17 protein-coding genes are annotated in these 17,733 nt (G+C 71.9%); 12 read left to right on the top strand and 5 right to left on the bottom strand.

What is annotated here, in order from left to right; translation table 11 throughout:
• Positions 1 to 314: 314 nt before the first annotated feature.
• The 6 genes from ABZ234_RS25250 (at position 315) to ABZ234_RS25225 (ending at position 6,862) form a co-directional block, all read left to right on the top strand.
• Positions 315 to 530 carry a heavy-metal-associated domain-containing protein gene (locus ABZ234_RS25250; protein WP_267946987.1) on the top strand — a complete coding sequence of 72 codons (216 nt, stop codon included), beginning with the start codon at positions 315 to 317 and terminating at the stop codon, positions 528 to 530.
• Between the two features lies 1 nt (position 531).
• Positions 532 to 762, top strand: a complete 231-nt coding sequence (locus ABZ234_RS25245; RefSeq protein ID WP_355013688.1) for a hypothetical protein — start codon at positions 532 to 534, stop codon at positions 760 to 762.
• A complete protein-coding gene (locus ABZ234_RS25240) occupies positions 755 to 3,052 on the top strand; it encodes a heavy metal translocating P-type ATPase (RefSeq protein WP_355013687.1) in 2,298 nt (765 codons plus the stop codon). Before ABZ234_RS25245 ends, ABZ234_RS25240 begins: the two co-directional genes overlap by 8 nt.
• Positions 3,053 to 3,480: 428 nt before the next feature.
• Complete coding sequence (locus tag ABZ234_RS25235) at positions 3,481 to 4,761, top strand: cytochrome P450 (protein WP_355013691.1); 1,281 nt, start codon at positions 3,481 to 3,483, stop codon at positions 4,759 to 4,761.
• The gene (locus ABZ234_RS25230) at positions 4,758 to 4,922 is read left to right on the top strand and encodes a hypothetical protein (RefSeq protein ID WP_355013686.1); all 165 of its coding nucleotides are present in this window, start codon (positions 4,758 to 4,760) and stop codon (positions 4,920 to 4,922) included. Before ABZ234_RS25235 ends, ABZ234_RS25230 begins: the two co-directional genes overlap by 4 nt.
• Before the next feature lie 248 nt (positions 4,923 to 5,170).
• On the top strand, positions 5,171 to 6,862 hold the full coding sequence (locus ABZ234_RS25225) for a serine/threonine-protein kinase (RefSeq protein WP_355013685.1): 1,692 nt from the start codon (positions 5,171 to 5,173) through the stop codon (positions 6,860 to 6,862).
• Between the two features lie 98 nt (positions 6,863 to 6,960).
• Here the strand turns inward: ABZ234_RS25225 and ABZ234_RS25220 are convergent, their stop codons facing one another.
• The 4 genes from ABZ234_RS25220 to ABZ234_RS25205 all read right to left on the bottom strand — a co-directional run bounded on the left by ABZ234_RS25220 (position 6,961) and on the right by ABZ234_RS25205 (position 10,619).
• Complete coding sequence (locus ABZ234_RS25220) at positions 6,961 to 7,539, bottom strand: dihydrofolate reductase family protein (protein WP_267946982.1); 579 nt, start codon at positions 7,537 to 7,539, stop codon at positions 6,961 to 6,963.
• Between the two features lie 144 nt (positions 7,540 to 7,683).
• Positions 7,684 to 8,613 (bottom strand): glutaminase, encoded by a 930-nt coding sequence (locus ABZ234_RS25215; RefSeq protein WP_267946981.1) that lies wholly within the window; start codon positions 8,611 to 8,613, stop codon positions 7,684 to 7,686.
• 120 nt (positions 8,614 to 8,733) lie between these two features.
• Positions 8,734 to 9,423 carry a response regulator transcription factor gene (locus tag ABZ234_RS25210; protein ID WP_267946980.1) on the bottom strand — a complete coding sequence of 230 codons (690 nt, stop codon included), beginning with the start codon at positions 9,421 to 9,423 and terminating at the stop codon, positions 8,734 to 8,736.
• Positions 9,420 to 10,619, bottom strand: coding sequence for a histidine kinase (locus ABZ234_RS25205; RefSeq protein WP_267946979.1), 1,200 nt, complete (start codon positions 10,617 to 10,619; stop codon positions 9,420 to 9,422). Before ABZ234_RS25205 ends, ABZ234_RS25210 begins: the two co-directional genes overlap by 4 nt.
• A 286-nt stretch (positions 10,620 to 10,905) precedes the next feature.
• On the opposite strand from ABZ234_RS25205, the gene ABZ234_RS25200 reads away from it, so the two are divergent.
• The 4 genes from ABZ234_RS25200 to ABZ234_RS25185 all read left to right on the top strand — a co-directional run bounded on the left by ABZ234_RS25200 (position 10,906) and on the right by ABZ234_RS25185 (position 15,070).
• Entirely contained in the window at positions 10,906 to 11,718 is an 813-nt protein-coding gene (locus tag ABZ234_RS25200; protein ID WP_355013684.1) for an NAD(P)H-binding protein, read from the top strand.
• A 78-nt stretch (positions 11,719 to 11,796) separates the two neighbouring features.
• Complete coding sequence (locus tag ABZ234_RS25195) at positions 11,797 to 12,234, top strand: hypothetical protein (protein WP_355013683.1); 438 nt, start codon at positions 11,797 to 11,799, stop codon at positions 12,232 to 12,234.
• Entirely contained in the window at positions 12,231 to 13,613 is a 1,383-nt protein-coding gene (locus ABZ234_RS25190; protein WP_355013682.1) for a hypothetical protein, read from the top strand. Before ABZ234_RS25195 ends, ABZ234_RS25190 begins: the two co-directional genes overlap by 4 nt.
• Positions 13,614 to 13,621: 8 nt before the next feature.
• Positions 13,622 to 15,070, top strand: a complete 1,449-nt coding sequence (locus ABZ234_RS25185) for a hypothetical protein (RefSeq protein ID WP_355013681.1) — start codon at positions 13,622 to 13,624, stop codon at positions 15,068 to 15,070.
• A 61-nt stretch (positions 15,071 to 15,131) separates the two neighbouring features.
• On the opposite strand, the gene ABZ234_RS25180 is transcribed toward ABZ234_RS25185, so the two are convergent.
• Entirely contained in the window at positions 15,132 to 16,292 is a 1,161-nt protein-coding gene (locus tag ABZ234_RS25180; protein ID WP_355013680.1) for an acyl-CoA dehydrogenase family protein, read from the bottom strand.
• A 124-nt stretch (positions 16,293 to 16,416) separates the two neighbouring features.
• Between ABZ234_RS25180 and ABZ234_RS25175 the strand changes: the two genes are divergently transcribed.
• Both ABZ234_RS25175 and ABZ234_RS25170 read left to right on the top strand, forming a co-directional pair.
• Positions 16,417 to 17,130 (top strand): TetR/AcrR family transcriptional regulator, encoded by a 714-nt coding sequence (locus ABZ234_RS25175; protein ID WP_267946976.1) that lies wholly within the window; start codon positions 16,417 to 16,419, stop codon positions 17,128 to 17,130.
• Positions 17,131 to 17,211: 81 nt separating this feature from the next.
• Complete coding sequence (locus ABZ234_RS25170; RefSeq protein ID WP_355013679.1) at positions 17,212 to 17,682, top strand: hypothetical protein; 471 nt, start codon at positions 17,212 to 17,214, stop codon at positions 17,680 to 17,682.
• Positions 17,683 to 17,733: the final 51 nt, after the last annotated feature.

Below are 17,733 nucleotides of genomic sequence, written 5' to 3'. Positions count from 1 at the left end.
CTCCTATCTCTTCACTTCGTTGCCGCCCCCCCTGTTGGTGGTCGCCCGGGGCCCCCGGCGGCCCGCCCGCGCGCCCCGGGCCGTGACCGGAGGGGAAGCCCCCCGTGGGATTACCCCCCGGGGGTACAGTGGGGCGAGGGGGATCCCGGTGCGGGGGCGCCCCCGCGGCGGGCGGTGCGGGCCCCGCGCCGCCCGGGGTGGGGGCGGTGTGACGACAGGGGTTTGACAATTACATACCCCCAGGGGGTATATTGGGCCCTGTTGGAGCGGTCCGCCACGGAGACCGAGACACCACACACGCCACAGGAGGCGAAATGGCTGCCACCACCACCGCTGTTTACACGGTCGAGGGCATGACCTGCGGGCACTGCGTCAACTCCGTCACCGAGGAGGTCGGCGGGGTCAGCGGGGTCACCGGCGTCAAGGTCGACCTCGACGACAAGAAGGTGACCGTCACCAGCGACGGCCCGGTCGACGACGCGTCGGTCCGTGCCGCCATCGACGAGGCGGGTTACGAGGTGCGTGACTGACATGAACGTGACCGCGAAGCTCGGGCTCTACGCCCTGGGTCTCGTGGCCGTGTTCGCCGCGGCGTTCGGGGTCGGCGGCCTGGCCGGCCCCGTTCTGCCGCAGGAGGCCCCGGGGCACGCGCGCAGCGCGCAGACCGGGGAGGAGTCCTCCACGGGCGGACGGGACCACACGGAGGACGCGTCGTACGGGCACGACGAGGAGCGCAGGGAGTCGGGGAGGGACCATGGGTAGCGGGGGAACCACGGCGAAGCCGGCCGGGGCCGCGGCGGTCGAACTGGCCATCGGCGGCATGACCTGCGCCGCGTGCGCGAACCGGGTCGAGAAGCGGCTCAACAGGCTGGAGGGCGTCACCGCCACCGTCAACTTCGCCACCGAGAAGGCCCGGGTGTCCTTCGAGGGGGCGCCCACGCCCGTGGAGGACCTGGTCGCGCAGGTGGAGAAGGCGGGCTACACCGCCACCGTCCCCCGGCCCGACCCCGGGCCCTCCGCGGCGGAGCCCGCCGACCCCACCGCGGTCCTGTGGAACCGGGCCATGGTCTCCCTCGTGCTCTCGGTGCCCGTCATCGCCATGGCGATGGTCCCCGCGCTCCAGTTCACGTACTGGCAGTGGGCCTCCCTCGCCCTGGCGGCGCCCGTCGTCGTCTGGGGCGCGCTGCCCTTCCACGTGGCCGCGTGGAAGAACCTCAGGCTCGCCACCGCCACCATGGACACGCTGGTCTCCCTCGGCGTCTCCGCCGCGTTCCTGTGGTCGCTGTACGCCCTCTTCCTCGGCACCGCCGGGACACCGGGCATGACCCACCCGTTCGAGCTCACCATCGCGCGGACCGACGGCTCCGCCAACATCTACCTGGAGGTCGCCGCCGGGGTCACGACCTTCATCCTCCTCGGCAAGTACTTCGAGGCGCGCTCCAAGCGGCGCGCCGGAGCCGCCCTGCGCTCCCTCCTCGAACTCGGGGCCAAGGAGGTCACCGTCCTGCGGGGCGAGGGGCCCTCCGCCCGCGAGGAGCTGGTGCCCGTGGCGGAGCTCTCGGCCGGCGACCGGTTCCTGGTCCGCCCCGGGGAGAAGATCGCCACCGACGGCACGGTCGAGGAGGGCACCTCCGCCGTCGACATGAGCATGCTCACCGGTGAGTCCGTCCCCGTGGAGGTCTCCCCGGGCAGCACCGTCGTCGGCGCGACCGTCAACGCCGGGGGCCGCCTCGTCGTGCGGGCCTCCCGGGTCGGCTCCGACACCCAGCTCGCGCAGATGGCGCGGCTGGTGGAGGACGCCCAGAACGGCAAGGCGGCCGTCCAGCGCCTCGCCGACCGGGTCTCGGGGGTGTTCGTCCCCGTCGCCATCATGATCGCGGTCGCCGCGCTCGGCTTCTGGCTCGGCACGGGCGAGCCCGCGAGCGCCGCCTTCACCGCGGCCGTCGCGGTCCTGATCATCGCGTGCCCCTGCGCCCTCGGCCTGGCCACGCCCATGGCCCTGATGGTGGGCACCGGCCGCGGCGCCCAGCTCGGGATCCTCATCAAGGGCCCGGAGGTCCTGGAGAACACCCGCCGCGTGGACACCGTCGTCCTGGACAAGACCGGCACCGTCACCACCGGGCGGATGGCGCTGACCGGCGTGGCCGTCGCGGACGGCGAGGACGAGGAGGAGGTCCTGCGCCTGGCCGGGGCCCTGGAGAACGCCTCGGAGCACCCCGTCGCGAGGGCCGTCGCCGCCGGCGCGGCCTCCCGGGTGGGCCCGCTGTCCGCCCCCGAGGACTTCGCCAACATCGAGGGACTGGGCGTGCAGGGGGTCGTGGACGGTCGCGCCGTCCTCGTCGGACGCCCCGCGCTCCTGGAGGAGTGGTCCCAGGAGCTGCCCGCGGAGCTGTCCCCGGCGCTGGAAAAGGCCAGGGGGGAGGGGCGCACGGCCGTCGCCGTCGGCTGGGACGGCCGCGCCCGCGGCGTGCTCGTGGTGGCCGACACCGTCAAGCCCACCAGCGCCGAGGCGGTCCGCCAGTTCCGCGAGCTCGGACTCACGCCGATCCTGCTGACCGGGGACCACGAGGCGGTGGCCCGCTCCGTGGCCGCGGAGGTCGGCATCGAGGAGGTCTTCTCCGAGGTGATGCCGAAGGACAAGGTCGACGTGGTCAAGCGCCTCCAGGCCGAGGGACGTACCGTGGCCATGGTCGGCGACGGGGTCAACGACGCCGCCGCGCTCGCCCAGGCCGACCTGGGGCTGTCCATGGGCACCGGTACGGACGTGGCCATCGAGGCCAGCGACCTGACCCTGGTGCGCGGCGACCTGCGGGCGGCGGCGGACGCGGTCCGGCTCTCGCGCCGCACGCTCACCACCATCAAGGGCAACCTGTTCTGGGCCTTCGCCTACAACGCGGCGGCGCTGCCGCTGGCCGCGGCCGGGCTGCTCAACCCGATGCTCGCGGGAGCGGCGATGGCCGTGTCCAGCGTGTTCGTGGTGACCAACAGCCAGCGGCTTCGCAGGTTCCGGCCCCTGTCGGACCACATGGGGACCGCCGCCGACCGGACCTGAGGAGGGACGGCCGGGACGCCCCGTCCGGAGCACCGGCTCCGGGCGGGGCGCCGCCGTGTGCGCCGGGGCGGCCCGCGCGGACCGCCCCTTCCCCCTCCTCCGCGTGCACGCGGAGGAGGGGGAAGGGGCGGAGGGAATGACATCCCTATAACGGCAGATGACCGCCGATGTCCGCTGACGCACGGGTGATCCGGCTCTCGCGCCTCCCGGGACGGGCCGCTAGGGTGTGCGCCCAGTGGCACCGGCCGCGGGCCCTCCCACGCGCGGCCGCGGCGGTCCCGCCGTGCCCGACGGCCCCGAGGAGGCGCAGGACGAACCCCGGCCCGTAGCCGACCGACACCCCCGAGGTACCCGTGTCTTCTGGTTGCCCCCACGCCGCGCTGTACCGGAGCGAGCCGCACCCCGACCCCTACGCCGTCTACGCCGACATGCGGGCCGAGCACGGCCCCGTGGTCCCGGTCGAACTCGAACCGGGTGTGCGCGGGTGGCTCGTGACGGACTACTCGACCCTCATCTCCTGGTCGCGGGACACCACCGCCTTCACCCACGACCCCCGGCTGTGGCGGGACTTCACCGAGGGCAGGGTCCACCCGGACTCCCCGCTCCTGCCCATGATGGCCCCGCGGTCCAACGCCCTGTTCGTGGACGGGACGGAGCACCAGCGCTACCGCGGGGCGATCACCGACAGCCTCGGGGCCGTCGGCGCGGAGCACCTCGGCCGGATCACCGGCAGGTACGCCGACCGGCTCATCGACGGGTTCTGCGGGCGGGGCCGCGCGGACGTGCTCAACGAGTACGCCCGCGTGCTGCCCCTCCTCGTCATGAACGACCTCGTCGGGTTCGACGGGGACCAGGGCCTGCGCTTCGCCACCGCCATGCGCGGCCTGTGGACGGGCGTGGACACCGAGGAGTCCAACGCCGAGGCCGAACGCGCACTGTCCGAGGCGGTGTCCGACAAGCACCGCGCACCCGGCGACGACCTCACCTCCAGGCTGATCCGGCACCGGGCCGGGCTCAGCGACGAGGAGGTGGTCATGCAGCTCCTCCTCGTCGTCGCCGCGGCCAACGAGCCGACCGCCGACCTCATCGGCGCGGCGGTCCGCGCGGTCCTGGCCGACCCCGCGGTCCGCGGGGACGACGCCGTCTCCCTCTCGGACGCCGCCCTCGGCGACCTCGTCGACCGCGTCCTGTGGGCGGATTCCCCGATCACCAACTACCCGGCCGTCTACCCCCGCGTCGACATCCCCGTCGGCGGGGGGCGGGTCATCGAGGCGGGGACGCCGATCCTCCTGGGCTTCGCCGCGGCGAACCACTTCTTCCTGCGGGAGAACGCCGAGCGGATGGAGGAGACCCCCAACAGGGCCCACCTCGCCTGGGGCGCAGGCCCGCACCGCTGCCCCGCCCGCGACGAGGCCACGAGCATCGCGATCATCGCCACGCGCACGCTCCTCACCCGGCTCCCCGGGCTCCGCGCGGCTGTCCCGGCCGAGGACCTGCGCTGGCGCCTGACCGGGCTGGCGTGGACCCCCGTCGAACTCCCCGTCCTCTTCACCCCGCAGCAGCCCCCGGCCCCCGCGCCCGCGGAAGGAACCCCCTGGAGCCCGTCGCACTCGCCCCCGGAAACCTCCGCGCACAAGCGGCCCACCTCCGGGAGACCGGCCCTGTCGTCCCTGTCGAGCTTCCTGGAGAGGTTGCTGCGTGGGTCGTGACCACGCACGCCGGGGTCGCCGAGGCCCTGGCCGACCCGCGGATCCGGAAGGACGAGAGGCACCGGAGGGCGTTCGACGCCGGTGAGGGCGCCGACGGGCCGGCCCCGCCGCCCCCGACCATCGTCTCCGGGGTCGCGACCCTCCCGGTGCGCCTCCGCTGAACGGTTTCCGGGTGTGACACTCCCGGTGATTCGGTCCCGCCGGATGGACGCCCTCAGGTGTTTCCGGCGGGATCGTCGCATTTCAGGGAGGTCCCACGGGCGCTCGGCCGAGAGGGGACACCGACATGCCGCCCCGGGGAAGAGCGGCAGGAGTCGCCCCGGGCTCCTAGAATCGTGGCGACCCCCGACCTTCCCCTCCGCGTCCCGGAACCCTCACACTCCGCCTTCCCCCACAGAGGAATCGCGCCTTGACGAACAGCTCGGAAGCCGACCCCGGCCGTGTCCTGGCCAACCGGTACCGCCTGGACGAGGTCATCGGAGCCGGCGGCATGGGGCGCGTCTGGCGGGGCACCGACACCCTCCTCGACCGCCCCGTCGCGGTCAAGGAACTGACCACGCCCCCCAACCTCCCCGCGCACGAGGTCGACGTGCTGCGCACCCGGATGCTCCGTGAGGCGCGCAGCGCGGCGCAGCTCAGCCACCCCTCGATCATCACCGTGTTCGACGTGGCGGAGGAGGACGGCCGCCCGTGGATCGTGATGGAACTCGTCCTGGGCCCCTCCCTGGGCGACCTCATCCGCTCCGACGGGGCCCTGTCGGCGAAGAGGGTCGCCGACATCGGCGAGCAGATGGCGGCCGGGCTGGCCGAGGCGCACGCGCGGGGCATCGTGCACCGCGACATCAAGCCGGGCAACGTGCTCATCGCCGGGAACGACCGCGCGGTCCTGACCGACTTCGGCATCGCCCACCTGGACGGCTCCACCCACCTCACCAGCACCGGCCTGCTGATCGGGTCGCCGAGCTACCTGGCGCCGGAGATCGCGCACGGGCACTCCGCCACCCCGGCCTCGGACATGTGGGCCCTGGGCATCACCCTCTACCAGGCCTCCGAGGGCACGCTCCCGTTCGACCGGCCGACCCCCATGGCGACGCTGACGGCCATCGTCACCCAGGACCTGCCCGAGCCGGTCAACGCGGGCCCGCTGCGCCCGGTCCTGGAGTCGCTGTGCGAGAAGCGGCCGGAGGACCGGCCGTCCGTGAGCGAGGTCCGCACGTGGCTCCGCGAGATCCGCGACGCCTCCGACACCCCCGCCACGGCGGTGGCGCCGGCCCCGGCCGCGACGGGGCCCGCGGAGGGGCCGGCCGCGGCCGAGGCGCGCGCCGAGTCCGCCGCGCCCGTCCCCGCGCCGCCCGCCCCCCGCCCCTCCGGCGGCGGCCCCGGTCGGCGGCGGGGGCCCCTCCTGCTCCTCGCCCTCGTGCTCGTCCTGCTGGTCGGGGGCGCGACCACCGGCGTCCTGGTGGCCGTCAACCGGACCGGCGACACCGGCGCCGGACTCGTCGGCGACTCCGAGCAGGCCGCCGTCGAACCGTCCGCGGAGGGCGGGGACGGAGCGTCGGAGGAGGCCGAGCCCTCGGCGGAACCCGGTTCCGAGCCGGAGGCCTCCTCCGGGTCCGAGGACGCGGACCCGGAGGAGGAGCAGGACGAGGAGGACGACAGGTGGGACCACCTCGTCCGCCACGAGGACGAGAACGGTTTCGCCGTGGACGTCCCCGAGGACTGGGAGATCGACCGGTCGGGGGTCCAGGTCTACTTCCGCAACCCCGACGGCGGTTACCTGCTCGTGGAGTACACGGACAGCCCCAACCCCGACGCCGGTGACGACTGGCGCGCCGCCGAGCCCGGCGTGCGCGGCAACTTCCCCGGCTACGAACTCGTCGGCATCGAGGACGTCGACGCCGACTGGGCCGACGACTACGTCAGCGCGGCCGACTGGGAGTTCACCTACGACGGCAGGGGCGGCCGGATGCACGGCATCAACCGGGGCTTCCACACCGAGGACAGGGGCTACGCCCTGTTCCTCGTGGCCAGCAACGAGCACCCCGACCTCAACCGGGAGATGCTGGACCACATGGCGCAGACCTTCGACCCGGACGCCTGACCCGGCCGGGGCGCTCCCAGGGATGTCGAGCGGCTTCGGTGAAGCCGTCCCGGCACAGGGCCGTGGGAGTGTTCTCGGAGGTCGGCACCTGGTAGACCTCAGGCGTGCAGGGCGGGCCGGTAGACGAGTTCCTGGACGCGGCCGTCCAGCGTCCGGTGGTCGACCAGGTCGAGGTCGAAGTCGGCCGCGCCCCGGAAGAGCGGGGCCGTTCCGGTGCGGCCGGTGATCACGGGGAAGATCGTCACCTGGACGAGGTCGACCAGGCCGGCGGCCATCAGGGAGCGGTTCATCGACAGGCTGCCGTGTGAGCGCAGCGGGACCGCGGACTCCTCCTTGAGCCGGGCGACGGCGTCGACGGCGCCGCCGCGGGCGACGGTCGCGTCGCCCGGCCAGTCGAGGGGTTCCTCCAGGGTGGTCGAGACCACCGTCAGGGGCAGGTCCCTCATCCGGGCGACCCAGGGGTCGCCCGCGTCGGGGTCCGGCCCCAGCATCCGGGCGAATTCCCGGTAGGTGGTCGCTCCGAGGACCATCCGCTGCTCCGCGTCGTACAGGGCGAGGCGATGGCCGAGGAGCTCCGGGCCCTGCTTGCCCCAGTAGCCTCCCCAGTCGCCGTCCCCGCCGTAGGAGCCGAAGCCGTCGAGGCTGGAGAAGACGTCGAAGGTGTAGGTGGCGGTCATGGCGTCCTCCTCGGACGAGGGTGGTCGGGTGTACACGGACTGGGACCCGGCGGCGCGGCGGAACTCATCGCCTCCGGGCTCCCCGGACCGGCCGGCCCCGTGCGTCCCGGACCCGGCCCCACGCGTCCCGGCTCCGCGCGCCGCTCAGAACACCGAGCAGCCGGTGACGTCGGTGAAGGCCTCCAGCGCGAGGGCCGCCGTCACCGAGTTGCCCTTGGCGTCCAGTCCGGGACCCCAGGCCGCCACCGTGCACCGTCCCGGGACGACCGCGAGGATGCCGCCCCCCACCCCGCTCTTGCAGGGGATCCCGACGCGGTAGGCGAACTCCCCCGCGGCGTCGTACGTGCCGCAGGTCAGCATCACCGCCAGGATCCGGCGGGTGTCCGAGACGCTGAGCAGCTCCGAGCCGTCCGCCCGCCTGCCGCGCCGGGCCAGGAACAGGCCGGCCCTGGCCAGCTCCTCGCAGCTGACGGTGATGGAGCACTGCCGGAAGTAGTGGTCCAGCACCTCCGGCACCGGGTTCCGGATGTTGCCGAAGCTCGCCATGAGGTAGGCCAGCGCGCGGTTGCGGTCGCCGCTCCTGGACTCGGACTCCGCGACCAGGTTGTCCGTGTGCAGGTCGGGGTCGCCGGTCTCCTCGCACAGCAGCTTCCGCAGCTCCCCGACCGCGTCCCCGGTGTCGGACAGGAGCTGGTCGGTGACGATGAGCGCCCCCGGGTTGATCATGGGGTTGCGCGGAACGCCGTTCTCGAACTCCAGCTGATGGAGGGAGTTGAAGGCGTTGCCCGACGGCTCCCGGTGCACCCGCTTCCACACGTCGGACCCCGCGTGGCCCCGCATCACCAGGGCCAGGGTGAACACCTTGGTGATGCTCTGCATGGAGAAGCGGGTGCGCGCCTGGTCGCCGGTGCTGTACATGCCGCCGTCCACGGTGGCGATCGAGAACCCGAACTCGTCCGGGTCCACGTCGGCCAGCTCGGGGATGTAGTCGGCGACCCGCCCCTCACCGATGTGGCTCCGGACCTGTTCCATGACGGCGTCGAGCACGCCGGGGTAGTAGTCGCTGTCGTCCATCCGATCCTCCCTTCCCGCGGAGCGGTCCTTCCGAGGAGCCCTCGTTACGGCCCTGCCCGACGGGGGGACGGCGTAACCCGCGCCCCGGGGAGGCGGGGCGCGGACCGCCGCGGCGGGGGCTCAGCCGCCGCCGTCGAGGAGCTGCGCGTCGTGGACCAGGAGCGCGACCTGCACCCGGTTGTTCAGCCCCAGCTTGGTCAGGATGCTCGACACGTGCGTCTTGACCGTCGGCACGCTGAGGAAGAGGCGCGAGGCGATGTCGGCGTTGGACCGGCCCTCGCCGACCGCCACCGCCACCTCCAGCTCACGGCCGTTCAGCGCAGCCAGCCGTTCGCGCGCCCGGCCCGCCCGTGCCCCGTGGTCGCCCGCGCCCACCCGGTCGACCAGGCGGCGCGTCACGGCGGGGGAGAGCACCGACATGCCCCGCGAGACCTGCCGCACCGACTCCACGATCTCCGCCGGAGGGGTGTCCTTGAGCAGGAACCCGGCCGCGCCCGCCCGCAGCGCGCGCAGCACGTGCTCGTCGGCGTCGAACGTGGTCAGCACCAGCACCTCGGGCGGGTCCTCCAGGGAGCGCAGCCGCTCCGTCGCCGTCAGGCCGTCCACCGTCGGCATGCGGATGTCCATCAGGACCACGTCGGGGGAGTACCGCTCGACCAGGCCGAGGACCGACCCGCCGTCCTCGGCCTCGGCCAGCACCCGGATGTCGGGCGCGCCGCCCATCATCATCACCAGGCCGACCCGGACCAGCGCGTCGTCGTCGACGATCACCACCCCGATCTCCCTGGCTCCCCGCTCTGTTCGACTCATACGGGCCACGGTAGCCAGGCGGACAGGCGCCAGCCACCACCGGCGGCCGGCCCGTGCTCCAGGCGCCCCGACGCGAGGGAGACCCGCTCCGCCAGGCCGACCAGGCCCTGGCCCGAACCCCCGCCGGCGGTCGGGGGAGGCGGCTCGGGGGAGGGGCCGTTGAGCACCTCCACCACGAGGCCCTCGCCGGGGGCGCCCCTCACCCGTACCCGGGTGTCGGCGCCGGGGGAGTGCTTGCGCACGTTCGTCAGGCCCTCCTGGACGATCCTGTAGGCGGTGCGGCCGGTCCGCTCCGGGACCGTCCCGGTGTACTCCTCCGCGAACTCCACGCGGGCGCCGACCTCGTCGGCCTCCTCCACGAGCTGCTGGAGGTCGGCCATGGTCGGCTGGGGGAGCTCCCCGACGGGCGCGCGCAGGACGCCGATCACCTCCCGCAGGTCCTGGAGGGCCTGGTGGGCGCTCTCCCGGATCACCTTCGCCGAGCGCGCGACCTCCTCGGACGGGGCGTCGGGCCGGTACTCCAGGGCTCCTGCGTGCACGCTGAGCAGCGACAGCCGGTGCCCGAGCACGTCGTGGATCTCCCGGGCCATCGCCTCCCTGACCTGGTGCTGGGCGTGCTCGGCCCGCAGTTGGGCCTCGGTCTCCGCGTGCACGGCCCGGTCGCGCAGCGACTCCACGAGCTCGCGCCGGTGGTGGACGGTCAGCCCCCAGCCGATGACGGCGCCTTGGATGGCCACGCTCAGCAGCACGGTGACCAGCATCGGCAGGTGCGGGTCCGGCCACAGGACCGCGTGCAGGTAGGCGGTGGCCGCGCCCACCCCGAACACGGCCAGGCTCGTGCGCGGCGACCTGTGCACGGCCAGGGAGAACAGGGCGATGAGCATCGCGCCCATGGCCAGGGGGAAGACCACGGAGACCAGCACCAGTGCGACGGCGAGCTGGACCGGCCAGCGGCGGCGCCACCAGAGGGACAGGCAGGCCAGGAAGGCGGCCAGGCGCCCCGCGCCCTCGAACCAGGTGGACGGCGGCCCCGGGGGCACCAGCTCCGGGCCGAACTCGACGCCGGGGGGAGAGGCCCCGGGCAGTTCGAGGGAGGTCGTCACCGCGTAGGCGAGGGCGAGCAGGAACATGGACAGGTCCACGATCCAGTCACGCGCACTGCACCGCTGCGCACCGGTCACCGTGGAAGCGTTCATCGCTGCGAAGTCTACGTTCGGAGCCCGGCCCCGGGCAGGCGCCCGGCGGCACGCCCTACCGATGGCGGCCAGGTCCATACTTTGGTCGTCGGGGCAGGTGGCGGGGCCGCGGCCGGCCGGTCGGCGCGGACCCGGCGCGCGGGCGCCCACGGACCGGAGCCGCACCCCGGGCGGGGGCGGCCGGGCCCGCCCGCAGGCCCCGGCCGGCCCGTGTCCGCGCCCGAGATCGCGGTCCTGTTGGCGGTTCGTGTCCGGTCGGCCGCGCGCCGTCGGTACGGTGGTTCCAATGAGCACACTGGTCACCGGAGCCACCGGAATGGTGGGCCGTCGCGTCCTCACCGAGCTGACGCGGCGCGGGCTGCCCGCGACGGGGGCGTCCCGTTCCTCTCAGACGCGCCTGGACTGGACCGACACCTCCAACTGGGACGACGTCCTCAAGGGCGTGAGCAGCATCTTCGTGGTGACGCCGGTCGGCAGCGCCCTGGGGAACCGGGTCGCCAGGTTCCTGGAGAAGGCGGCCGACGCCGGGGTCGGGAGGGCGGTGGTCATGTCCGCCATGGGCACCGAGCACGCGCCCTCCGACTCGGACCAGCGCGCCGCCGAGCTGCGGGCCAAGGACCTGTTCCACACGTGGACGGTCCTGCGGCCCAACTGGCTGTTCCAGGACTTCACGGAGGGCACGTTCGCGAGCCTGGCGCGGTCACGCAACGGCCGCCTCGAACTCCCCGTCAAGCGCCGGACCGAGGTCAGCTTCGTGGACGCCCGCGACGTCGCGGACACCGCCGTCGCCGCCCTGCTGGGCGACCACGGGGGCCGGGAGTACACGCTGACGGGCCCGCAGGCCCTCACCTTCCGCGAGGTGGTCAAGCGGACGAAGGGCACCGAGAGCCCCGTGTGGCGGTTCAAGACCGTGGACGAGGCGGGCTTCTACTTCCGCGCCACCAACCGGGGCTGGGGCGAGAGGTACATCGACACGCTCAACGAGCGCTTCGCCGCCGCCGTCTCGGGCCGGGCCGCCGAGGTCACCGAGGGGGTGCGCGCGGCCCTGAACCGCGACCCCATCCCGCTGGCACGCTTCATGCGGGAGTCCGTCCTCTGACCTGACGGCCCCGCCCGCACCCCTGTCCCGCTCCTCTGTCGACAGTCGAGTATCGCGATACGTCGATAGGATCCCGGTGTGTCCGTGACAAGAGAAGCAAGAGAGTTCGCGGCAGCCGCTCGGCGCCATCACGATGATGCGGAGCTTCTCCGAACCCACGGTCGGCTGCCCAATGCCGACTATCACTACGGTTTCGTCGTGGAGTGCGTCCTCAAGAGTCTGCTGCTCATGTATCTCGGAGCAACGATGGCCAACAACAAGCCAGCCATCCGCAAGGACAAGTTGGGTCATATGCCAGGCATGTGGGATCGGACCAAGATCGAGGCCAGAGGCCGGTCAGCAACTCGACTCGCCTCCGCTCTTGGTGGAACCAACCCGTTCCGGGATTATCGTGTGGACCATCGCTATCTTGGGGAACCGCAGTTGGAGGAGGGGACGTTGGCAGAGCGGAGGCGGGCAGCCCAGCGCATCCTCGAACTCCACCAGTGGGCCTTCATCGCCGGAGGACTTCGGTGAACCTCCGTGAAGTCCACTTCGACGACGCCGGTCCCCGAGCCAGGGAGGTAGCCAGGTCCGTCGCTGAAGCTGGCTTTTCAGTTGTAGTAGTTCGCGACTTCGTAGGACGGTTCACGCTGCTCTTGGACAACGGCAATAGGCCCGTGGGAGCAGAAATCCTGGAACGTTGGCGGACACAGCTTCGGGAGCGCTTGGGTGGCTACGCGTCCGACGAACCCCTCCTGCTGGGCAGTGACCTCTTCCACCCCAAGTCCCTGCTGGCGTCTTCACGCAGAGTCGTCGCTCAGGAGTCCCCTGACAGTGGTAGCGCGAAAGTCTACCGCTTGGACAACACAGTCGTGGGTGAGGAATGGTCCAGGGTCACCGCGTCCCCGTCCGAGCCGGGGACAGAGGCGGCCCGTACATCGCGTACGACCCTGTACGGCTTCAAAGGCGGTGTGGGGCGGTCCACCGCGACCTATCTGCTCGGCAGGCACCTCGCGGGGCAGGGGCGCTGTGTGCTCATCGTTGACCTAGACCTCGAATCCCCCGGGGCAGGGCCGCTGCTGTTGGACGAGGACCACATCCCGGCCTTCGGTGTGGTGGACCATCTCGTGGAGGCTGCGGTCGGTAACGCCGACGACCTGGATCTCGTGGCCCGGGCCTCGCACCTGTCCGTGGAGGGCAACGGGGAACTCTGGGTGGCTCCTGCACGAGGAGGCGGATTCAGGGGTCCTCAAGCCGTCCCTTACTCCTATGTGGACAAACTCAACCGGGTCTACGCCGATGTTCCCAGAGCGGGGGAGGATCCCCTGAGCTTCGCCGACCGCCTCGAAGAGGCAGTTGCAGCCTGTGAGAGGCGGGTGGCGAAACTCAGCAGGCGGCCGGACGTCGTCCTGCTCGACAGCAGGGCGGGCATCCACGACATCGCGGCAGTGGCGATCTCACGGTTGTGTGACTACGCCCTGCTCTTCGGCTCGGACAACGGACAGACCTGGCGGGGTTACGAGGACCTGTTCCAGGAATGGCAGGAGTCTGGGCAGGCGCAGAAGATCAGGGAGAAACTCAGGGTCGTCGCCTCCATGGTCCCGGCCAACAGGCGCGGTGAGTACCTGGAATCCTTCAGGGACCACGCGATGCAGGCCTTTTCCCTGCTCTACGACGACGTGCCCGCTAGACGCGAGGGCGAAGCGTTCACCCCGGACTTGGAGGCGTTCAATCCGGACCTGGAGGACGAGTCCGCACCCCATGCTCCTATCCCCATCCTTTTTACCGCCGACCTGGTCGGGCTTGACAGCGCACGGACACCCGGCTGGTGTGAGCAGCCCTTCGTCCACGCGGCCTACGAGGAGTTCCTGCACGTCGCGGGCCGACTCGTCATGAACGAGGACACGCCATGAGCCGAGGAATGAGCCCTATCGATTTGCGCGCTCTGTTGGACGAGTCGCTGCCCGGCGCCACGGATGCCGATACGGAGGGGCCGAGCCCCCACACCCTCTTCACGCCGACCAGCCACCGCCTCGCGCTTGACCCCGAGGTAACTGTGGTCCGGGGCGGGCGCGGTGTCGGCAAGACGTTCTGGTTCCACTCCCTGCTCAAACGCAAGCTCCGTCTGATCGCGGCCGAGGAGTACCAGATCGGCCGTCTGACCAGGGTGTCCGCCACTGCCGGATTCGGGGCGGATTCGAGACCAGAGCTCTATCCGGGCTCGGCCTCGATGCACAAGCTCCTGGAATCGGGTACCCATCCGGCCGACCTATGGAACAGCGTGCTCCTGGTCGCCCTAGGTGTGCCTGAGCTTCTCGCGATCACGAAATGGGAGGAGCGCGTGCGTTGGACACGAGACAACCCGGACGCCCGTGACTTCGCTGTCGCCCGGGCGGATCGGGAAGCCGGGGCCGACGGGGTGACCCGCCTGGTGCTCTTCGACGCTTTGGAGCACCTGCACAGAGAGCGTGCCCAGGCGGATCGACTCGTGAGCGGCCTGTTGAGGCTGGCACTCGAAATGCGTCTGAGCACCAGGAACCTGCGCTTCAAGGTATTCATCCGCCCGGACATGTTCGAGAGCGGCGGCAAGCAGTTTCCCGACGCCTCGAAGCTCAGCGCCAACGCGGCCGATCTGACGTGGTCGACGACCAATCTCTACGGCCTGTTCTTCCACTACCTCGGGAACCGCGGTTCGGTGGAGCGGTCAGCCGAGTTTCGGGCCCAGCGTGAAGGATGGCGCAACGAGACGGCCGACCGTCACCTGCCGCCGACCGGGCTTCTCGTGGACCCCGGGATCCAGAAGGAGGAGTTCACCAGGATCGCCGGACCCTACATGGGGGCGAACTTCCGTAAGGGACACACCTACACCTGGCTTCCGAACCACTTGATGGACGGTACAGAGCAGGTGAGCCCGCGCAGTTTCCTCAGCGCGCTTCGCACCGCGGTGAACGTGACCCTGAGCGACCACACGAACCACGATCACGCCGTGCACTTCGAGGGCATCCGGCGGGGAGTGCAGCACGCTTCGGGGACTCGGGTCCTGGAGATCGGTGAGGACCTCCCCTGGGTCAAAACCGCGATCGAACAGCTGAAAGGCGAGCAGGTCCCCATCGAACAGTCCGAGGTGATCAGGCGCTGGGAGACCTCGGAGCTGTCGCAGAAGTTGGAGCGGGAGGCCCGGCGTGGCAACGTCGAGGAAGTCCGCACCGGCCCGCGCAACCCTGACGCCTATCCGGAGCTGATCGGCGAACTAATCGAACTCGGTGTCATGCGCAGGCGCAAGGACGGGCGGCTCGACCTGCCCGACGTGTACCGGATCGCCTTCTCCATCGGCCGCAAGGGCGGGGTGCCCAAGGTCAAGGCGCCCTGACCGGTTTTCGGTACCGGACGCGGACGCCCGCCCTGGGTAGGGCGGGCGTCCGTGCGTGCGGCTAATACTTCTTGAGGAGCTGGCGGGCCATCACCATGCGCTGGATCTGGTTGGTGCCCTCGTAGATCTGGGTGATCTTGGCGTCGCGCATCATGCGCTCCAGCGGGAAGTCCTTGACGTAGCCCGCGCCGCCGAGCAGCTGCACCGCGTCGGTGGTGATCTCCATGGCGGCGTCGGAGGCGTAGCACTTGGCGGCGGCGCCGTAGAAGGCCAGGTCGTCGTCGCCGCGCTCGGACTTGGCGGCGGCCACGTAGACCATCTGCCGGGCGGTCTCCAGCTTCATCGCCATGTCGGCGAGCATGAACTGGATGCCCTGGAAGTCCGCGATCGCCTTGCCGAACTGCTTGCGCTCCTTGACGTAGGCCACGGCGTGGTCCAGGGCGCCCTGGGCGATGCCGACGGCCTGCGCGCCGATGGTGACGCGGGTGTGGTCCAGGGTGCGCAGGGCGATCTTGAGGCCCTCGCCCGGGGCGCCGACGATGCGGTCGCCGGGGATGCGCACACTGTCGAAGAACAGCTCGCGGGTGGGGGAGCCCTTGATGCCGAGCTTGCGCTCGGGCTCGCCCAGGGTGAAGCCCTCGTCGTCGGCGTGGAGGACGAACGCCGAGATGTTGCGGCCGCGGGCGCCCTCGGGGTCGGTCACGGCGAGGACCGTGTAGTACTCGCTGACGCCGGCGTTGGTGATCCAGGACTTCTGGCCGTTGAGGATCCAGTCGTCGCCGTCGGCCACGGCCTGGCTGCGCATGCTCGCGGTGTCGGAGCCGGCCTCGCGCTCGGACAGCCCGTAGGAGAACATCGCCTCGCCACCGGCCACCTTGGGCAGGTACCGCTGCTTGACGTCCTCGGAGGCGCCCAGGATCAGCGGCATGGTGCCGAGCTTGTTGACGGCGGGGATGAGGGAGGAGGAGGCGCACACGCGGGCGACCTCCTCGATGACGATGCAGGTGGCCAGGGCGTCGGCGCCGACGCCGTCGTACTGCTCGGCGATGTGCGGTGCGTGGAAGTCGGTGGCCACCAGGGCCTCCAGGGCGTCCTGCGGGAAGGCGCTCCTCTCGTCGACCTCGGCCGCGTGGGGAGCGATCTTGTCCTCGGAGACGGAGCGCACGGCCGCGCGCAGCTCCTCGTGCTCCTCGGTGGTCTTGAACAGGTCGAAGTCACTCATCCGATTCCCTTTCCCGGCACCGCGTGCCTTTCTGTGGCATCCAGTGCCAGAATAGGGGGTGGAAAGGGCGAAGTACACAGTCGGATAGCTTCTTGGCAGCTTCCGTACGTCGAAGGGGTGCGCCATGGCGCGGGAACGGTCGGGTGGGCGCGTGGCCACCCGCGAGGTGGTGCTGGCCTCCGTGCGGTTGTTCACCGAGAACGGGTTCGACGCCACCACGATGGACGGGATCGCCGCCGCCACCGGGGTGAGCCGCCGCAGCCTGTTCCGGCGCTTCGGGTCGAAGGAGGACATCCTCTTCGCCGAGCACGACGAGCTGTTCTCGACCGTGGTCCGCTACCTGGAGGCCTCCCCCGACGACCCGCTGAGCTCGGTGTTCGCCGCAGCGCGCCTGGTGCTCCAGGGGTACCTGGGGGACCCGGAGATCACCGTGCCGCGCTACCGGCTGGTGCGCGCGCACCCGCGCCTGCGGGACCGCGAGGTCGCGATGACCGCCCGCTACCAGGCGGCGTTCAGCCGCTTCCTGGCCGACAGGGAGGGCGGGGACGGCGGCGGGGAGCGGTCCCTGGCCGCCGGGGTGGCCGCCGCCTCGCTCATCTCGGCGCACAACCACGTCCTCCGCTCGTGGCTGCGCAGCCCGGAGCAGGACCGGCGCGAGGTGTGGGCGAGCTTCGACGCCGCCATGGAGTTCGTCCGCCGGGCCGCCGAACCGATGCTGCGCGCCGAGGAGGGGGCCGCGCGGGAGCGCGTGCTGGTCGCCGTCTACCCCGGCGGCATCGGCCGGGACGAGCTGATCCGCCGTGTCACCGCCGCCGTGGAGGGGGCCGGGGGCGCCTGAGGCCCCGCGTCCCGGGCCGCCGGCCTCCCGGCGGCCCGGCCGCCCCTGGACCGCGGCGCGCGCCCGGGGCACACTGACGGGGTGGCGCGGTACTTCAGGATCCACGCGGACTACATCGGCCGCCTCGGGGCGGGGGCCGGCCTCTTCGTCGCGGTCGACCACCTGCGCCGGGCCGGGAGGCTGTCGGAGGCCGAGGAGGACCTCTATTTCGACGTCGACGACTGGTTCCGGGAAGCTCTGCCGACCCCTCCGTTCTACGCCGACGGGAACACGGTCGGCGCGGTGACCTGGTTCAAGACGGAGGGGTGCGCGCACTTCACCGGCCGTCTCGACGCCCTCCGGGACCTGCTCCGCGCCCACGGCGTGGAGCACCGCAGGAGCGAGTCCGACGACCCCGGCCGGATCGTCTACGAGGACGCCCACCAGGTCGGGGCCGTCCCTCGCACGCGGCGGGCGCCCACGCCCCTCCCCCTCGGGACGGTCCTCGGACCCACCACCGCCGGATCGAAGCGCCACCTCGGCAGGCGCGCCGCACGTGGGCCCGGGGACTGAGCCCGGTCGGGCACGGCGGAGGGGCCGGACACCGGTGCCGCGCGGGCCCGG

It is taken from the genome of Nocardiopsis sp. NPDC006198 (genome assembly GCF_040613895.1).
GTDB lineage: Bacteria > Actinomycetota > Actinomycetes > Streptosporangiales > Streptosporangiaceae > Nocardiopsis > Nocardiopsis tropica.
This window is presented reverse-complemented; position numbering and strand designations above follow the sequence as displayed.

What these genes read in the sequence shown, in the direction of transcription:
- ABZ234_RS25250 (WP_267946987.1), top strand. Translation starts at nt 315, where the DNA reads ATGGCTGCCACCACCACCGCTGTTTACACGGTCGAGGGCATGACCTGC.
- ABZ234_RS25245 (WP_355013688.1), top strand. Translation starts at nt 532, where the DNA reads ATGAACGTGACCGCGAAGCTCGGGCTCTACGCCCTGGGTCTCGTGGCC.
- ABZ234_RS25240 (WP_355013687.1), top strand. Translation starts at nt 755, where the DNA reads ATGGGTAGCGGGGGAACCACGGCGAAGCCGGCCGGGGCCGCGGCGGTC.
- ABZ234_RS25235 (WP_355013691.1), top strand. Translation starts at nt 3,481, where the DNA reads ATGCGGGCCGAGCACGGCCCCGTGGTCCCGGTCGAACTCGAACCGGGT.
- ABZ234_RS25220 (WP_267946982.1), bottom strand. Translation starts at nt 7,539, where the DNA reads ATGACCGCCACCTACACCTTCGACGTCTTCTCCAGCCTCGACGGCTTC.
- ABZ234_RS25215 (WP_267946981.1), bottom strand. Translation starts at nt 8,613, where the DNA reads ATGGACGACAGCGACTACTACCCCGGCGTGCTCGACGCCGTCATGGAA.
- ABZ234_RS25210 (WP_267946980.1), bottom strand. Translation starts at nt 9,423, where the DNA reads ATGAGTCGAACAGAGCGGGGAGCCAGGGAGATCGGGGTGGTGATCGTC.
- ABZ234_RS25205 (WP_267946979.1), bottom strand. Translation starts at nt 10,619, where the DNA reads ATGAACGCTTCCACGGTGACCGGTGCGCAGCGGTGCAGTGCGCGTGAC.
- ABZ234_RS25200 (WP_355013684.1), top strand. Translation starts at nt 10,906, where the DNA reads ATGAGCACACTGGTCACCGGAGCCACCGGAATGGTGGGCCGTCGCGTC.
- ABZ234_RS25185 (WP_355013681.1), top strand. Translation starts at nt 13,622, where the DNA reads ATGAGCCCTATCGATTTGCGCGCTCTGTTGGACGAGTCGCTGCCCGGC.
- ABZ234_RS25180 (WP_355013680.1), bottom strand. Translation starts at nt 16,292, where the DNA reads ATGAGTGACTTCGACCTGTTCAAGACCACCGAGGAGCACGAGGAGCTG.
- ABZ234_RS25175 (WP_267946976.1), top strand. Translation starts at nt 16,417, where the DNA reads ATGGCGCGGGAACGGTCGGGTGGGCGCGTGGCCACCCGCGAGGTGGTG.